The organism is Collinsella aerofaciens (genome assembly GCF_040915545.1).
In the GTDB taxonomy this organism is placed as follows: domain Bacteria; phylum Actinomycetota; class Coriobacteriia; order Coriobacteriales; family Coriobacteriaceae; genus Collinsella; species Collinsella aerofaciens_BE.
In genome coordinates this window covers 58,744-75,366 of record NZ_JBCPDH010000003.1, presented here as the reverse complement: position 1 = coordinate 75,366, position 16,623 = coordinate 58,744, and the positions used below count along the sequence as shown (strand labels likewise).

General features: G+C 59.0%; 14 protein-coding genes, 1 other RNA gene and 1 pseudogene. 12 read left to right on the top strand and 4 right to left on the bottom strand.

What is annotated here, in order from left to right; translation table 11 throughout:
* Window positions 1-192: 192 nt before the first annotated feature.
* On the bottom strand, window positions 193-1,020 hold the full coding sequence (locus AB5202_RS01795) for a Cof-type HAD-IIB family hydrolase (RefSeq protein ID WP_368137756.1): 828 nt from the start codon (window positions 1,018-1,020) through the stop codon (window positions 193-195).
* A 554-nt stretch (window positions 1,021-1,574) separates the two neighbouring features.
* On the opposite strand from AB5202_RS01795, the gene AB5202_RS01790 reads away from it, so the two are divergent.
* The 4 genes from AB5202_RS01790 (at window position 1,575) to ndk (ending at window position 5,536) form a co-directional block, all read left to right on the top strand.
* The gene (locus AB5202_RS01790) at window positions 1,575-2,801 is read left to right on the top strand and encodes an argininosuccinate synthase (protein ID WP_368143509.1); all 1,227 of its coding nucleotides are present in this window, start codon (window positions 1,575-1,577) and stop codon (window positions 2,799-2,801) included.
* Window positions 2,802-3,034: 233 nt separating this feature from the next.
* On the top strand, window positions 3,035-3,205 hold the full coding sequence (locus AB5202_RS01785) for a hypothetical protein (RefSeq protein WP_195620588.1): 171 nt from the start codon (window positions 3,035-3,037) through the stop codon (window positions 3,203-3,205).
* 118 nt (window positions 3,206-3,323) lie between these two features.
* On the top strand, window positions 3,324-4,754 hold the full coding sequence (argH, locus tag AB5202_RS01780; protein ID WP_368143508.1) for an argininosuccinate lyase: 1,431 nt from the start codon (window positions 3,324-3,326) through the stop codon (window positions 4,752-4,754).
* Window positions 4,755-5,131: 377 nt separating this feature from the next.
* Entirely contained in the window at window positions 5,132-5,536 is a 405-nt protein-coding gene (gene ndk / locus AB5202_RS01775) for a nucleoside-diphosphate kinase (protein ID WP_055251725.1), read from the top strand.
* A gap of 152 nt (window positions 5,537-5,688) precedes the next feature.
* Here ndk and rpiB read toward each other — a convergent pair whose 3' ends face one another.
* Window positions 5,689-6,156 carry a ribose 5-phosphate isomerase B gene (rpiB, locus tag AB5202_RS01770; RefSeq protein WP_006234151.1) on the bottom strand — a complete coding sequence of 156 codons (468 nt, stop codon included), beginning with the start codon at window positions 6,154-6,156 and terminating at the stop codon, window positions 5,689-5,691.
* 272 nt (window positions 6,157-6,428) lie between these two features.
* Here rpiB and AB5202_RS01765 point away from each other — a divergent pair, with 272 nt between their 5' ends.
* On the top strand, window positions 6,429-7,748 hold the full coding sequence (locus tag AB5202_RS01765) for an L-cysteine desulfidase family protein (protein ID WP_368143507.1): 1,320 nt from the start codon (window positions 6,429-6,431) through the stop codon (window positions 7,746-7,748).
* Window positions 7,749-8,002: 254 nt separating this feature from the next.
* Here the strand turns inward: AB5202_RS01765 and AB5202_RS01760 are convergent, their stop codons facing one another.
* Window positions 8,003-8,761: an HAD family hydrolase gene (locus AB5202_RS01760; RefSeq protein WP_368143506.1), complete on the bottom strand. Its 759-nt coding sequence runs from the start codon at window positions 8,759-8,761 to the stop codon at window positions 8,003-8,005.
* Window positions 8,762-9,076: 315 nt separating this feature from the next.
* On the opposite strand from AB5202_RS01760, the gene rpsA reads away from it, so the two are divergent.
* The 3 genes from rpsA (at window position 9,077) to AB5202_RS01745 (ending at window position 11,941) form a co-directional block, all read left to right on the top strand.
* Window positions 9,077-10,243 carry a 30S ribosomal protein S1 gene (gene rpsA, locus AB5202_RS01755; RefSeq protein WP_022095232.1) on the top strand — a complete coding sequence of 389 codons (1,167 nt, stop codon included), beginning with the start codon at window positions 9,077-9,079 and terminating at the stop codon, window positions 10,241-10,243.
* Window positions 10,244-10,586: 343 nt separating this feature from the next.
* Window positions 10,587-10,948: RNase P RNA component class A (rnpB, locus tag AB5202_RS01750), an RNA gene on the top strand.
* 354 nt (window positions 10,949-11,302) lie between these two features.
* Window positions 11,303-11,941 carry a YigZ family protein gene (locus AB5202_RS01745; RefSeq protein WP_368143505.1) on the top strand — a complete coding sequence of 213 codons (639 nt, stop codon included), beginning with the start codon at window positions 11,303-11,305 and terminating at the stop codon, window positions 11,939-11,941.
* A gap of 67 nt (window positions 11,942-12,008) precedes the next feature.
* Here AB5202_RS01745 and AB5202_RS01740 read toward each other — a convergent pair whose 3' ends face one another.
* On the bottom strand, window positions 12,009-12,455 hold the full coding sequence (locus tag AB5202_RS01740; RefSeq protein WP_229090749.1) for a C-GCAxxG-C-C family protein: 447 nt from the start codon (window positions 12,453-12,455) through the stop codon (window positions 12,009-12,011).
* Window positions 12,456-12,685: 230 nt separating this feature from the next.
* Between AB5202_RS01740 and AB5202_RS01735 the strand changes: the two genes are divergently transcribed.
* From AB5202_RS01735 to AB5202_RS01720, 4 genes and pseudogenes are all read left to right on the top strand, one after another.
* Complete coding sequence (locus tag AB5202_RS01735; protein ID WP_117820360.1) at window positions 12,686-13,969, top strand: O-acetylhomoserine aminocarboxypropyltransferase/cysteine synthase family protein; 1,284 nt, start codon at window positions 12,686-12,688, stop codon at window positions 13,967-13,969.
* 141 nt (window positions 13,970-14,110) lie between these two features.
* The gene (locus AB5202_RS01730; protein WP_271749031.1) at window positions 14,111-15,415 is read left to right on the top strand and encodes an MFS transporter; all 1,305 of its coding nucleotides are present in this window, start codon (window positions 14,111-14,113) and stop codon (window positions 15,413-15,415) included.
* A gap of 157 nt (window positions 15,416-15,572) precedes the next feature.
* Window positions 15,573-16,151 (top strand): xanthine phosphoribosyltransferase, encoded by a 579-nt coding sequence (locus tag AB5202_RS01725; RefSeq protein ID WP_195544895.1) that lies wholly within the window; start codon window positions 15,573-15,575, stop codon window positions 16,149-16,151.
* Between the two features lie 155 nt (window positions 16,152-16,306).
* A pseudogene (locus AB5202_RS01720) lies at window positions 16,307-16,615 on the top strand (peptide chain release factor-like protein); the annotation flags it as partial.
* Window positions 16,616-16,623: the final 8 nt, after the last annotated feature.

The window sequence follows — 16,623 nt, the reverse complement described above, 5'->3', positions numbered from 1 at the left end:
CCAAGTATCTAGACGCCAAGACGCCATCTAGGCGGCAAGCAAGTCACCGCAGGACCTGGCCGGGCGAGGCGGGTAAGTTTTTCGTAGATTCCGCACGAGCCGGAAAGCACTTAATGTGCTTTCCGAGCGAGCCCAGGACCTGACCGAACGAAAAACTTACCCGCCTCGCCCGGCCAGGTCCGACGAGCAACGTTAACGAGCCGCCAGGATGGCGTCGATGAGCGTCAGTACGCCCCCGTCGTTGTTGCTCGGAATGCGCCACTTGGCGTGCGCGTTCATGTGCTCTTCGGCATTGTCCACGATAAAGCTGTGACCGACGCGCTCCAGCATGGGGATGTCGTTGTACGTATCGCCCACGGCGGCGGCGTCGGCAATATCGATGCCCAGGTGCTCGCACAGATGCGCGACGCCGGCGCCCTTGTCGACACCCAGGTTCATAAAGTCGATCCACTCGCGCCCGGCGTTGGTGACGTAGAGCTTGTCCGAGAACTCGGGGCTATAGGTCTCGCGGAAAGCGGGCTCGGCGTCGTAGCCGGGGAAGAAGACCGAAATCTTGTTGGACTCGAAATCAATGCCCTCAAAGCTGTCGACGTAGTTGATTGTGTTGTAGTAGACGCTGATCTCGTCGTGGTACTGATGGTCGCGGGCAAGCACGTAGAACTCGTCGAAGCAGCACAGGACGGGAACGGCGCGCGGGTCCTCCGAGGCACGGCTCAAGACCTGCTGATACAGCGCCACATCGATGTTGCTCTTATAGATATAGTTGCCGCGATAGATGACGCAGGCTCCGTTGTCGGGACAAAAGGCGAGGCGGTTCTTGATGCCCTCGAACATCTCCTCAAGCTTGGGGGCCGGACGTCCGCTAGCGGGGCAGAACACGATGCCAGCCTCGGCGAGCTTGTCCAGGCGCTCATCAAGACCCTGAGGTAGCACGCGCTCGTCGGTGAGAAGCGTCTTGTCCATATCAACGGCGAGAATCTTAATGTTTCCAATATTGGCGTCCGATTCGTAAGTTTGCATAAAAGCGAGCCTTTCGTTTCGAAATTGTTTCAGATGTTATAACCATCAACTCGTAGTCAGGCGTATTTTCGCAGGAACGCAGCGTATTTGCACTGCATTTCACAAACTAATGAAAAAACTTTTCAGAAATTTGAATTTGTCGCTTGTGCAGCGGGCACTTTATCGTAATATAGCGACCATCGAAAACGGAGACGGAAAAACAACCGCTTACCGAGGAAAAGGTACCGTTTACGATATTAGAATTGCGCCCGGCGATAGGTGAAAGGAGAGGCAGATGCAGTTCGTAAAGATCATCACCACTGCAGACAATGCCATCCGACGCCAGCGCGCAATTTCCCGACGACGATAACAATCGTCTCTGTCCGCATGGGGCGAATTGCCTCAACAGAGTCATTTTGAGGTCGTTGGGTTTTAGCACGACATTGCTGCATGTTTCTAGGGCATGTATGTGCTGATTTTTGCTATTTAACCTGATATTGCACGGTATATGACCTTGAAATGACTTGCAACTGACCGATGTTCTAACTAGCTACCAAGGGCGAAAGGAAACAGCCATGAGCAAGGAAAAAGTCGTTCTCGCATATTCCGGTGGTCTTGATACATCCGTATGTGTCAAGTGGCTCCAGGACGAGAAGAATCTCGATGTCGTTTGTGTCTGCGGCAACGTGGGCCAGGAGGAGACCGGCCTGGACGCCAAGAAGCAGAAGGCGCTTGACCTTGGCGTTCTCGATTGCCAGGTACTCGACCTGCGCGACGAGTTCTCCGATGAGTTCCTGACTAAGGCCATCGCTGCAAACTCCATGTACGAGAACAAGTACCCGCTGCTCTCCGCCCTGTCTCGCCCGCTGCTCGCCAAGAAGCTTGTCGAGGTCGCTCACGAGTTTGGCGCGACCTACGTCGCCCACGGCTGCACCGGCAAGGGTAACGACCAGGTCCGCTTCGAGGCTGCCGTCAAGGCCCTCGACCCTGAGCTCAAGGTTATCGCCCCGGTTCGCGAGTGGGATCTGAAGTGCCGTCCCGACGAGGTCGCCTATGCCCACGCTCACAACGTACCGGTTCCCGAGGGTGCCAACGACAACCCCTATTCCATCGACGACAACCTGTGGGGTCGTGCCATTGAGTGCGGCCACCTGGAGGATCCCTGGAACGAGCCGCTCGACGACGCTTGGGTTATGACCAAGAATCCCGAGGATACGCCCGACACCCCTACGTATACCGAGATTGAGTTTGAGGCCGGCAAGCCCGTCGCCGTCGACGGCAAGAAGATGAAGCTTTCCGAAATCGTCATCGCCCTCAACAAGATTTCGGGCGACAACGGCTTTGGCCGTCTCGACCTGGTTGAGGACCGTCTGGTGGGCCTCAAGAGCCGCGAGTGCTATGAGGTTCCCGGCGCCCTGACGCTCATCACCGCCCACAAGGCGCTCGAGGACATTTGCGTCGAGGGCGACTTGCTCAAGACCAAGATCAAGCTCGAGCAGGATTGGGCCACCGCCGTGTATAACGGCCGGTGGTACAGCCCGCTCAAGAACGCGCTCGACGCCTTTATGGCCGACACCCAGAAGTTCGTGACCGGCACCGTTCGCCTGAAGTTCTTTAAGGGCAACTGCCATGTCGTCGGCCGCAAGAGTCCCTTCAGCCTCTACGACTACGGTCTGGCTACCTACGACCGTGACACCACGTTTGACGAGAAGGCCAGCGCCGGCTTTATCGAGATCGATACGCTGTCGCTCAAGACGTGGGCAAAGGTCCAGGGCCCCAGCTCTGCTGCCGCCCAGGCCTAGCGCCTCCTTCCCTTGGTATCCGCGCGGCCCATCCGCGTGATACATAACGGGCGCACGGGGTCCCTACCTTTCGTTATGCTTGCTGACACTTCTTAACATCGGTGGCCCCTACGTTCCGCCCGCATATATGACGCCGCGCTTGCGGCTGAGTCCGAGCCCCGCCGGGGTTGTCCGGCGGGGCTCTTTCTATCAATTTGTCGGCCTTGCGCCTATATATATGAGGAGTATCCAATATGTTCAATGTCATCGCGCATGCTTTATTTGCCCTCGCGCCCGAGCTCGATGCTGCAAAGGTCGAGGACGTCCCTATGAGCCTGAAGGCTTGGATTGACGGTTCGCAGGGCAACATTCGGAGGGAGACGTTGGGTGCCAAGTGCATGGTGCGTCACTTCTTTGCAAATTAGCTACATGGCCCCGCATGCAGTGGGGAATGTGCAAAACTAGCGGTTGGTAAATCGCTTTAGCGACAGGGCGCATTGCTTTGGGCGCTTGTTTTGGTATTTGGAGAAAGGGGACAGTTCCATGGCTCTTTGGGGCGGTCGTTTTGAGGCGGGCGTGGCCGAGGTCACGCAGGAGTTTGGCGCGTCGCTGCCGGTCGACAAACATCTCTATAAGCAGGATATCGCCGGCTCTAAGGCACATGCCAAGATGCTGGCCGCCCAAGGCATCATCAGTGCCGAGGACGAGCAGGCGATTGCCGAGGGCCTGACCGGAATCGAACAGGATATCGATGCCGGCAACTTTACCTTCGATATCAACGACGAGGACATCCATATGTCCATCGAGAGCGAGCTGACGCGTCGCATCGGCGAGGCCGGTAAGCGCTTGCATACCGGACGTTCGCGCAACGACCAGGTGGCGACCGACACGCGCCTGGGCGTCAAGGCACTGGCCAAGGAGCTCATGGAGGCCAATCTTGAGCTGCGCCATGTGCTGGTGGATGCGGCTAAGAAGTACGACAAGGTGATTCTGCCGGGTTACACGCATATGCAGCACGCTCAGCCCGTGCTGCTCTCGCATCATCTGCTGGCGTATTCCTGGATGTTCGCGCGCGACTTTACACGCTTGAAGGCCGCCTTTGATGCCGCCGACAACTGTCCGCTGGGTGCTGCCGCGCTTGCCGGTACGAGCTATCCGCTCGATCGCCAGATGACGGCTGCCGAACTTGGCTTTGCGGGCGTGATTCCCAACTCGCTCGATGCGGTTTCCGACCGTGATTTCCTGCTCGATCTGCATTACGCCGGCTCCGTCATGGCGATGCACCTGTCGCGTCTTTCCGAGGAGATCGTGCTGTGGTCGAGCTCCGAATTTGGCTTTATCACGCTTTCCGACTCGTACTCCACTGGCTCGTCCATCATGCCGCAGAAGAAGAATCCCGACTTTGCCGAGCTTATTCGCGGCAAGAGCGGCCGTGTCTATGGCAACCTGGTGCAGCTGCTCGTAACCATGAAGGGCCTGCCGCTTGCTTATAACAAGGACTTGCAGGAGGACAAGGAGGGCGCGCTCGATACCGCTCACACGCTCATGCAGTGCCTGTCCGTTATGGCCGGAATGATTTCGACCTGGACCGTCAACGAGGATGCCATGGCGCGCGAGTGCGGCGTGGGGCACCTTGCCGCTACCGATGTTGCCGATTACCTGGCCAAGCGTGGTCTGCCGTTCCGCGAGGCACATGCCGTGGTGGGCCATCTGGTCCTGATGTGCGAGAAGCGCGGCTGCAATCTTGAGGACCTGCCGTTTGAGGTGTTCCAGGAGGCAAGCCCGCTCTTTGAGCGCGACATTACCGAGGCGCTTGACATCCCGTCGATTGTCGCCGCGCGCACGACCGAGGGGGGCACCGCTCCTGCCGCCGTTTCCGTGCAGCTGCAGCGTGCCGAGGCACAGCTCGTGGCCGACGAGGGCGTGTTTGGATCGCTGACCAAGGTCGTCGAGATGGGTCACGGGGTTAATTAGCTTATTGGATGCGTCTGTCTGGTGTGTTCATCATATCTTGCCTTTACGGGTGCCCGCTACGGTGGGCGCCCGTTTTGTTATAGAGAAGGGAGGGGCTTGTCGAGAACTTCTGTAGGACCTTTGGGCAGGTTGTGAAGGGGATGCGTTCACGGGCGACAACCGACCGTCCGCTCGGTTCGATGCGGTTGATGGGCGGTCGGATGGTACTCTAATCGGGCTTCGAAACAGAAGTGACACATATGGAGCGTTTTAATAAATTGCAGCGTTTCAATAAACAGCTTTTTGTTTAACTGCAGCTAAAACTCTGTTACGATGCAGTCCAGGCGGGTGCCGGAATGGGACTTGGGCACGCGCGAACCTACTTGAAAGGCTACCTTATGGCTATCGAGAAGACTTTCATCATGATTAAGCCCGACGCCGTGCGCGACCGCAAGATCGGCGAGATCGTTGCTCGCATTGAGCGCAGCGGCCTTGTCATCGAGCGCATGGAGATGACCACGCTCGAGCGCGCTACCGTCGAGGAGCACTACGCCCATCTGGCCGACAAGCCCTTCTTTGGCGGTCTCTGCGACTTTATGACGAGCGGTCCGGTCGTCAAGATGGTCGTTTCCGGTCTCTCCGCTGTTTCCAAGATGCGCACCCTTATGGGCGCTACTAACCCGCTTGATGCTGCCCCCGGCACCATTCGCGGCGACTTTGCTGTCGATGTCAACGCCAACGTAATCCACGGCTCCGACTGCCTGGAGAACGCCGAGATCGAGATCAAGCGCTTTTTTGGCTAAACCAGCTTTGACTCCTTAAAGCTGTTAGCGTGTGGCTTGGGCGCTGCGGAATTCCATCCGCGGCGCCCTTTTTATTCCGAAATCTATGAAGGGGCCCGCTCGGACATGAGTTCCGAGCGGGCCCCTGCTGTTAGCTTGTGGCACTGAGTAGTTTAGGCCTCGTCGACGACCTTGAGGCCGCGCGTGTGGTCGATCTCGTTGAGGAGGTTAACGCGACGCTCGTGACGACCGCCCTCAAACTCGGCGTCGAGCCACTCGTCGACAATCATCTTGGCGAGCTCGGAGCCCACGACGCGGGCGCCAAAGGCGAGCACGTTGGTGTTGTTGTGCATGCGGGAGAGCTTGGCGCTGAAGGGCTCGGAGCACACGACGGCGCGCACGCCCTCTACCTTGTTGGCTGCCAAGCTAATCCCGACGCCGGTGCCGCAGATCAGGATGCCCAGATCGACGTCACCGTTGGCAACGGCCTTGCCCACCTTGTAGCCGGCGATGGGGTAGTCAAAGCTCTCGGAGGTGTCGGTGCCAAAGTTCACGACCTCGCAGCCGCGCTCCTTCAGGTGCTCGGAGATGATGTTCTTGAGCTCGACGGCGGCATGGTCGTTACCGATACCGATCTTCATGGGTGGTTCCTCTCTGGTCCGTGCGGTGCAAATGCTAAAGGTTTTACCGCGTTCGACTGCATGATAGCGCGACTTTTGTGTAAACTCTCGGGCGTTTTTTGGTCAAACGCTTTAGCATGCAACAAGACTAGCTTTTCATGTATTAATGCTGTCAGTTTGCGCTTGAACGCCGTCCGCCGGAACTTGGGTTGCGGTTTTTGATGCATTGTTATCAAATAAATAGAGTTAACTATTATCGAGGGCCCAGTCCGTTATGTAAGCAGGAGATACCTATGCCTACCGATTCCATCCGCGATGCCGCGTTTTGCGATGTTTTGAACCGCGAGCTTGTCTGTGCACTCGGCTGCACCGAGCCCATTGCCGTTGCCTATGCAGCGGCGTTGGCGAGCCAGACGCTTGGTTGCGAACCCGATCATATGGATGTTGCCTGCTCGGGCAACATCATCAAGAACGTCAAGAGCGTGACCGTGCCCAACTCGGGTGGTATGCACGGTATTGAGGCCGCGGCCGTGCTGGGTGCCGTGGGCGGCGACGCCAAGAGCGCGCTCGAGGTGCTCGAGAGCGTTAACGATGAAGACCGTGCACGCGTGGTCGAGCTCCTCGCCGACGCCGACTACTGCGATGTGTCGCTTGTCGAGGGCGTGCCCAACCTCTACATCAAGGTGACTGTGACGGCCGGGGGCCATACCGCGGTCGTCGAGATTACCGATCACCACACCAATGTCACGTGCCATACGCTCGACGGTATTCCGGTGTGCGGCAAGTCGGCGGGGGAGTGTGCCGCCTGCGCCGAGCGCGTGGTGGCCGAGCGTGCGGCGGATAAGGCCGATACCCCTATGAGCATTGAGTCCATCATCGACTTTATCGAGGACGGTGACATTGAGGACGCCCGCGCTGCCGTTGAGCGTCAGATTGAGCTGAATGGCGCAATCAGTGCCGAGGGCCTTGCGCACGCTTGGGGCGCCGAGGTGGGTCGTACGCTGCTGGGTGCTCGTGCCGATGACGTCGCCTGCCGCGCCCGTGCCCGTGCGGCCGCCGGGTCCGACGCCCGCATGAACGGTTGCGCGCTGCCGGTCGCCATTGTGTGCGGCTCGGGCAATCAGGGCATTACCTGCGCATTGCCCGTTATGGAGTATGCCGAGTACCTGCGCTGTGACCACGAGCGCCTGGTGCGCGCCGTGATGCTGTCCGATCTTATCGCTGTGCATATCAAGAGCTATATTGGTGCGCTCTCGGCGTTTTGCGGTGCCATTTGCGCCGCGTGCGGTGCCGGCGCCGCGATTACCTGGTTGTGCGGTGGCACGCGCGAGCAGATTGGCGCGACGGTCTCGAATACGCTTGGCAACGTGGGCGGCATCGTGTGCGACGGCGCCAAGGCGAGCTGTGCCGCCAAGATTTCCGCTGCCGTTGATGCGGCGATTCTGGGCCACGATATGGCCATGCAAGGCCGCGGCTTCCGTGCCGGTGAGGGCCTGATCCAGGATACCGTCGAGCAGACAATCGCCAGCATGGGCTACGTAGGCCGCGTGGGCATGAAAGACACCGACGTCGAGATCCTCAACATCATGATCGGCAAGACTCGAGTTTGCTAGTTCATTGGCTCCGCCGTTCTGCCGAACGGCGGACCGGCCGACGCTGCGCGGGCCGCATTTGGACAATCTGCCGTTCAATTTCAAGGGCGCGACCGAAAGGTCAGCGCCCTTTCATTTCACGGCACCTTGCCTCAAATGCGGCCCGCTCGCTGTCTTTTGCTCTATCAGCGTTCCGTATCTAATGTGATAAAGGGACTGTCTCTTTGTCACATTTCAACCTGCGGCGCCATTTTGTTTGGAGCGAGCGAGGGGTCCTACGACAGTTCGTCGGCTACTTGGTGTTCGTAGAAGGCTTCTACTACGGCGTTAAAGTCGCGGGCGAAGTCTTCCATGGTACCGTGCCAGGTGGCTCGGCTGGGCTTGCCTTGGCCCACAAAGGCGGTTTGGATGCCGCAATCGGGGGACGGGAAGTCGCGTTTGGGATCGTTGCCCACCATAAGGACCTCGTGCGGCTCGAGCCCCATCACCTGAAGCTGCTCTAGATAGTAGGTGGTATCGGGCTTGCAGCGGGTGGCGTTTCCCATGTGCGTCACGAGTTCAAAGGGGGCGTCGGCCAGGTCGCCCCAGCCCATGCGGCACTCGATGGCCCCCTGGGGAAAGCTGGGGTTGGTAAAGAGCGCGCAACGCAGCCCTGCGTCCTGTACGGCCTGGAGCGCGGCGTGCGCGCCCGGCATGGCGTGGGCGTTAATGACCTCGTCGTTCTTGTACGGAAGAACTTCGCGGTCATAGTAGGTAAACGCCTCGTAGATGAGGGGATCGGAGAGGCAGATCCCGCATCGGCGCTCGACCTCTTCTTGGTAAAACTCAAGATTGGTGCGGTTGTCCGTGCCGCTGCGGCGATTGGCGTTGAGGTCGACCAGGATGGTGCCGAGGCGTGCCATCGTGCCACCGCGACTGCGGCGCCCGATATCCGCGAGCATCGAAGAGACATCCTTAAAATAGCGAAGGATGAACGCGTTGAGGTTGATGCTGAGAAGCGTTTCGTCCATATCGAAAACGACTGCTTTGAGCACGCGGGCACCTTTCTCGAAAAATCGATCTAGAATCGTTGGCTCCGGATACTTTACCCCAAAGCCGAATGCCTGGCTGGTTATCGTCAAGTTGCGGAGACGTGTGTTCATAAGATTACGAAAAAGTCTCCACACGAGTAAAAAATCGCAGTTCACGCTTGAAATCGAACTCATTTCCCCGTAACCTATACGAACGTGATTGCATAAGCGTCACATTAGTATCTGTCGGCTCCCGAGTGTTCCTAAACGTTGTGTGCTTGTCGCACCCTTCTGTAGGTCCTAGCAATCGGGGCCCCGTAGTTCGAAAGGGGTCCACCTTTGAGTGAGATTCAGAACTCGTCCATTTTCTCTCTTGACGATGTCAACGAGGAGGAGATGAACAACCTCATCGACGGTACGATTACCGACTTTGATGAGGGCGATCTCGTTAACGGCACTGTCGTTAAGATCGAGCATGACGAGGTGCTCGTTGACATCGGATTCAAGTCCGAGGGCGTTATCCCGGTCCGCGAGCTGTCCATCCGCAAGGACGCTAACCCTGCAGACATCGTTGCACTCGGTGATCCCATCGAGGCTCTGGTTCTCCAGAAGGAGGACAAGGACGGTCGTCTGGTCCTGTCCAAGAAGCGTGCCGAGTACGAGCGTGCTTGGAACCGCATCGAGGAGAAGTTCAACTCCGGCGAGAACGTCGAAGGCGAGGTTATCGAGGTTGTCAAGGGCGGCCTGATCCTCGACATCGGCCTGCGTGGCTTCCTGCCTGCTTCCCTCGTCGACCTCCGTCGCGTCAAGGACCTCACCTCCTACATGGGCACCCGCATCGAGGCCCGCGTTATCGAGATGGACCGCAACCGCAACAACGTCGTCCTCTCCCGTCGCGTCGTGCTCGAGGAGTCCCGTAAGGCCGAGCGCTCCGAGATCCTGTCCAAGCTCAAGTCTGGCATGCGTCTCCAGGGCACCGTTTCCTCCATCGTCGACTTCGGCGCCTTCGTCGACCTCGGTGGTATCGACGGCCTCATCCACATTTCCGAGCTCTCCTGGAACCACGTCAACCATCCTTCCGAGGTTGTCAAGGTCGGCCAGGAGGTCGAGGTCGAGGTTCTCGACGTCGATCTCAACCGCGAGCGCATCTCCCTGGGTCTCAAGCAGACCACCGAGGATCCGTGGCGCGCACTGGTCAAGAAGTACCCCGTCGGCGCTATCGTCGAGGGCACGGTGACCAAGCTTGTCCCGTTTGGCGCTTTCGTCGACCTGGGCGAGGGCATCGAGGGCCTGGTGCACATCTCCGAGATGGCCAACAAGCACGTCGATCAGCCTTCTCAGGTCACCCACGTGGGCGACAAGGTTCAGGTCAAGGTCATGGAGATCGACCTCGACCGTCGTCGTATCTCCCTGTCCATGAAGTCCGCTGCTGAGACTCTGGGCGTCGAGATCGAGGTTACCCCGCTGCCTTCCGAGAAGAAGGACGAGGAGACCGACGCCGAGTAAATCGGTTTGACGATCACTTGTTTTAAGGGATCCGTCCGTAATGGACGGGTCCCTTTTTGCATTTACTGCCGAGATGTTCGATAGTGCCTGCGCGTAACGCTGCTTGGGCTATTCGCTTGCTATTGAGTTGTCGGTGCATGAAAAAACGCCGACATCCCGCCTCGGGGAGGAGGCGGGAACGCACCGAGTAGACGGAGGGGTGCGGAGCGCGGTCGCGTCTCGACTGACGACGTTGCCCATCGGCGTTCCTATTGTGCTGCATGACATGGTTCTTGGTTTATCGTGTCGAGCGCTTGTGTTGTGCCGCTGCCTATGCTGACGGTGTGCTACACTCTTGCACTGCTGAGTGGGCCAGACGGTCGCGCGATGTGCTGCTTGCAGCACGCGTGAGGAAAGTCCGGGCTCCAGAGGGCGGGATGCCGGCTAACGGCCGGGCGGAGTGATCCGACGGAAAGCGCCGCAGAAAAGAAGACTCCCACCTGCGCCGCAAGGCGTAAAGGGAAAAGCTGAAACGGTGGTGTAAGAGACCACCAGCGTCGTGGCAACACGGCGGCTTGGCAAGCCCCATCCGGAGCAAGCGCGAATAGGAACGCTATGGGCCGGCCCGGTCCGCGTTCGGGTAGCGTGCGTGGAGCTGCACGGTAACGTGCAGACAAGATAAATGACCGTTCACGACAGAACCCGGCTTATAGGCCCACTCAGCAACTATGTTGACGCTGCGACGGCGTCAGCTGGCCGATTTGGCGCTCATTCGTCGGTCGCCGCCATAAGGCGTGCTCCCTCCTCTTTCGGGCCAAATCGACTCAGCTGACGCCGTCTCGCTGTTTTTATCTGGTCATCGGCCGTCTCATTTCTGTTGCAATCTCGTCTTTCAAGGCACCTTGCTCGCGCTGACGGGTTCTCGCTTTCGTTGACGGAATCATCGGCGGTTCCGTTCTTGGCATCTCGCTGTTTTTGCCTGATCATCGGTGTCGCCGTTCTATTTACCGGGGTTATCGGTACGGCCTTTGCCGTATTATTGAGGCTGTTTGTTGCTGCGCTTTATTCTGTTGAGGGACTTTGTTGGACAGCTATTTTACTCTGCAATCGAATATTGAGGCTTCGGGCGAGTTTGTGGACCGCAAGAGCCGGTTTATTGCCCAGCTGGTCCATATTGAGTCCGAGGACGAGGCGAATGCCTTTATCGAGATGGTTCGCAAGCGTCATTACGACGCTCGACACAATGTTCCCGCGTGGATTTTGGTCGATGGACGCGAGCGCCAGAGCGATGATGGTGAGCCGAGCCGCACGAGCGGTATGCCGACGCTCGAGGTGTTGCGCGGTGCGGAGCTCAAAAATGTTTGCTGCGTAGTGACGCGCTATTTTGGCGGCACGCTGTTGGGGCCGGGCGGCCTGGTTCGCGCCTATACTGCGGCGACGCAAGCGGCGGTGGCCGCGGCTCAGGAGGCCGGGCGGATCGTCGAGATGACGAGTGTCGTGCCTGTTGACGTGCATGTGGCCTATCCGCAGTATGAGCAGGTGCTTCGCTTGGCCCAGGATTCCGGTGCCAAGGTTTCGGATACCGAGTACGCGGATGCCGTGACACTTCATTTGGTGTTTAAGGCGGGGGAGCAGGAGTCGTTTTGCGCTAAGATGCGCGAGCTTATGGCGGGGCGCGAGGAGATCGAGGTCGGTGCTCCCGAATTTGCCGAGTTCTAACGGCGACGGCCGGCGTGCTTTTGGACGGATCCCAAGCACACCGACCGTCGTTTTATGTCGCTGCCGTTTACTCGGCGAGCTGCTTTAGTACATCACAGGCGATTTCGACGGCATCGTCGATGCAACCGGGACAGCTGCGGAGCGGACCCTTGTCCGATCCGATGCCCTTGAGCGTGCCGCAGACGGTCGTCGTGTTCTTCTCGCCAAAGCGCTTGGCAATCTCGCGCGACAGCTTGTAGGTCTGGCCCTTGGTCTTGGGGTTTTCCATGCCGTCGCTCATCACAAAGCCCATGATGGCCACGGCGCCCGAGATGGCGCCGCAGGTTTCGGTCATGCCGCCCATGCCGGCGCCAAATCCCTCGGTGAGGGTAAAGGCGGTCTGGGGGTCGAGCCCGACGGCAGGTGCGAGCGTGCAGGCGACGGCCTGGGCGCAGTTAAAGCCACGGGCGTGGTATTCGGCAGCCTGAGCCTGACAGGCGTTGATGTCGAGCTGGGCCGTATCGATTTGCTTCATCGTTGTCTCCTTGTTCACGGTGTACCCGCCTATGGTACCCGTGACAGTGCATGTAATCATCGAGAGCTTCATGTATGCCTCATTTTTATCTATCGAGCAAATGTCCAAGGCTTGAAATAAATGCCCCTGATCAATTTGTCTCATAACCTACCTTGGGGATGGGTTGTGAGGGGTGCGGGGTAGCGGTATCGTGAACCGGATAAAACGTAACCCAGGCAAGGGAGCTAGATATGAGCGAGCAGACCATCGGTACTACATGTGTTCAGGGCGGCTATCACCCGGGAGATGCCGAGCCGCGCCAGGTGCCCATTTACCAGTCCACCACGTGGAAATACGACACGTCGGAGCACATGGGCAAGCTGTTTGACCTGGAGGAGTCTGGTTACTTCTACAGCCGTCTGCAGAACCCCACGTGCGATCTGGTTGCCGCCAAGATCTGCGAGATGGAGGGCGGCACCGCTGCGATGCTCACGAGCTCGGGCATGGCTGCGAACTTCCTCGCGATCTTTAACGTGGCCGGTGCCGGCGATCACGTGGTCGCGAGCTCTGCCATCTATGGCGGTACCTACAACCTGCTCGCCCATACTATGGAGCGCATGGGTCTGACCTGCACGTTCGTTGCCCCCGACTGCACCGACGAGGAGCTCGAGGCAGCCTTTGAGCCCAATACCAAGCTCGTCTTTGGCGAGACGATCGCCAATCCCGCACTTGCCGTGCTCGATATTGAGCGCTTTGCCAAGGCCGCGCATGACCACGGCGTGCCGCTGATGGTCGATAACACCTTCCCGACGCCCGTGATGTGCCGCCCCTTTGAGTGGGGCGCCGACATCGTTACGCACTCCACCACCAAGTACATGGATGGACATGCTGCCTACCTGGGCGGCGTGATCGTCGACCACGGCCAGTTTGACTGGATGGCCCATGCGGATAAGTTCCCGGGTCTCACCACGCCCGACGAGAGCTACCACGGCGTGACGTATGCCGAGAAGTTCGGTCGCGAGGGCGCCTTCATTACCAAGGCCACCGCGCAGCTCATGCGCGACCTCGGCCCCATGCAGAACCCGCAGGCGGCATTCTTCCTGAACAGCTCGCTCGAGAGCCTGCATGTGCGCATGCCGCGTCATTGTGAGAACGGCCTGGCCGTTGCCAAGTTCCTGCAGAGCCATCCCAAGGTGCGCTTCGTGAGCTATCCGGGCCTGGAGGGCGACAAGTACTATGACCTCGCTCAGAAGTACATGCCAAACGGTACCTGCGGCGTTGTGAGCTTTGGCTTTAATGGTGGTCGCGCGGCGGCCGAGACCTTTATGAAGAGCCTCAAGCTCGCCCAGATCGCCACGCATGTGGCCGACGCCCGCACCTGCTGCCTGCATCCCGCTAACGCTACGCACCGCCAGATGAACGATGAGGAGCTCATCGCCTGCGGTATCTCCGCCGACATGGTGCGCCTGTCGTGCGGCCTCGAGGACACGGCCGATCTGATTGCCGACCTTGAGCAGGCGCTCGAGCAGTGCTAGGCTAGCGTTCGCACAAGGCGCCGATGCTGGCAGAAAGCTTCGGTGGCCTTCCGTTCCGATTCCGTAGGCGGGACCCCAATTGCGACTGTTTACAGGCGATTGGGGCCCCGTTTTTGCGTTGCGCCACTCGAAAGGATGGATATGGAGAAAACTGCAGAGCAGCTGCGCCGCGAGCATATTGCCCTAGAGGGCGACACCCATGGCAAGAACAAATGGGCGATTCTATTTACCGTGCTCATCATGACGTTTATGGTGTGTTTGGATTCGACCGTCGTGACCGTGGCGCTGCCCGTGATGCAAAAGGAGCTGGGCGTGGGCCTCGATCGCATTCAGCTGGTGAGCTCGGTGTACCTGCTTGCGACATGCGTGGCTATGTTGCCGTTTGGCCGTCTGGGTGACGTGCGCGGCAAGGTGAATGTGTTCCAGCTGGGTGTCATCGTCTTTACGGTCGGTTCGCTGCTGTGCGGCCTTTCGGCCTCGCTCGAGGTTCTTATCCTGGCACGCATTGTTCAGGGCGTCGGTTGCGCGGCGGCCATGGCCAACAACATGGGTATCATCACCGAGTCGTTCCCGGCGCGCGAACGAGGCCGTGCCATGGGTATTCTCGCGACCTTTGTGGCCCTCGGCATGATGTGTGGCCCCGTGCTCGGCGGCATGCTGGTGGCAAGCTTTCCTTGGGAGAGCATCTTCCTCATCAACCTGCCCATTGGCGTCATCTCGTTTATCGTGGGGCTCTACACGCTGCCGCATGTTAAGCCGGAGGCCGGCGAGCGCCCCATGTCCCTGATCGAGGCCGCTCGTCGCTGCTTTGCAAATTCGGCCTTCACCATCAACCTTGCCTGCATGCTCATCGTGTTCGTTGGTATTGGCGCATCTGAGTTTATCCTGCCGTTCTATTTTCAGGACGCCCATGGCTTTGGTTCCGACATTTCCGGATTTCTCTTTTTGGCGCTGCCGATGGTGAATGCCTTTATCGGACCGCTTTCAGGTACGGTTTCGGACCGTGTTGGCTGCGAGGGCCCCACGGCGGTCGGCCTGGGCGTGTACGTGTGCGGTCTCTTTGCGGTAAGCACGCTCGACGAGCACTCTTCTATTCCTGTGATCGTGTGCTGCGTTGCGTTTATGTCGTGTGGCACGTCGATTTTCCAGAGCCCCAACAACTCGCTGTATATGGGCTCAGCTCCGCGCGAAGCGCTCGGCTTTGCGGGCAGCCTGGGCAGCCTGGCGCGCTACGCCGGCATGGCACTCGGCATTACGGCGGCGTCGCATATCCTGTATGGGCAGATGAGCGTGGCGATGGGCGAGGCCGTGACCAGTTTTGTTGCAGGCCGTCCGGATGTATTCCTATTCGGCTTTCGCTCGGTGTTCTACGTACTTATGGCTGTGGCCGCTGTGGGCTTTGCGCTTGCCATGGTGCGTTTGGTGACGATGCGCGCCCGCCATTAGCGTGTTGGGAGGCTGTCTGCCACGATTCGCGCCGTCCCAAAAAGACTGGTTTGTGGTGCGATGCGGCTTGTGGGGCGGGCGGGGGTCGGTCCGTGGTAGACTATCGAACAACGTTTATTAATCGCGCGGTATCGTTGCCGCGAGAAGGGGTTGCGCCATGCAGGAGCTTGAGGATCGTATTCGCCATGACGGCATCGTAAAGGCCGGTAACGTCCTTAAGGTTGATGCCTTCCTCAACCACCAGTGCGACGTTGAGCTGTTCGACCACATGGGTGCCGAGTGGGCCCGTCTGTTCGAGGGTGTCGAGATCAACAAGATCCTGACGATTGAGGCTTCGGGCATTGGCATGGCCTGCATCGCAGCTCAGCATTTTGGCGGCGTGCCGGTGGTCTTTGCCAAGAAGGCGCAGTCCATCAACCTCGATGGCGAGCAGTATGCCACGACCATCTACTCCTTCACCAAGCAGAAGGAGTACCCGGTCATTGTAGGTAAGCGCTTCCTGTCCGAGGGCGACAAGGTTCTGATCATCGACGACTTCTTGGCTAACGGCTGTGCGCTTGAGGGTCTCATCAAGATCTGCGAGGCTGCGGGCGCCGAGGTTGCCGGCATCGGTATTGCCGTGGAGAAGGGCTTCCAGGGCGGCGGCGATAAGCTCCGTCAGCGCGGCTTCCGCGTTGAGAGCCTGGCCCGTATCGCCGATATGGACTGCGAGAACGGCGAGATCACCTTCGCCTAAGCGCGCAACACAAGCGATTGGTATGCGATGTGACAAAGGGACTGTCCCTTTGTCACATTTTTTGTATGAGGGGAGGTGCTGATATGGATGAGAACAAGATGGGATGGCGTGAGTATGCGCGCTATGCCGAGATGTCGGTCGAGGAGCTGGCGCACGATTGCGAGGTACAGGTGTTTCGCGCGACGGGTCCGGGCGGGCAGGGCGTGAACACGACGGACTCTGCGGTGCGCATGAAACATGGGCCCACGGGGATTGTCGTGACGGCGCGTGAGAGCCGCAGCCAGTTTCAGAATCGCGCGAGCTGCCTGCGTAAGCTGCGCGCTGAGCTTGAGCGTCGCGGGCGTCCACCGCGTCGACGCGTAAAGACCAAGGTGCCTCAGCGCTCTCGCCAGCGCAGGCTTAATGACAAGCACTTCAACGCCATTAAAAAGGCCAACCGTCGCAAACCGGGCAGCGACGAATAGCCTCCTCA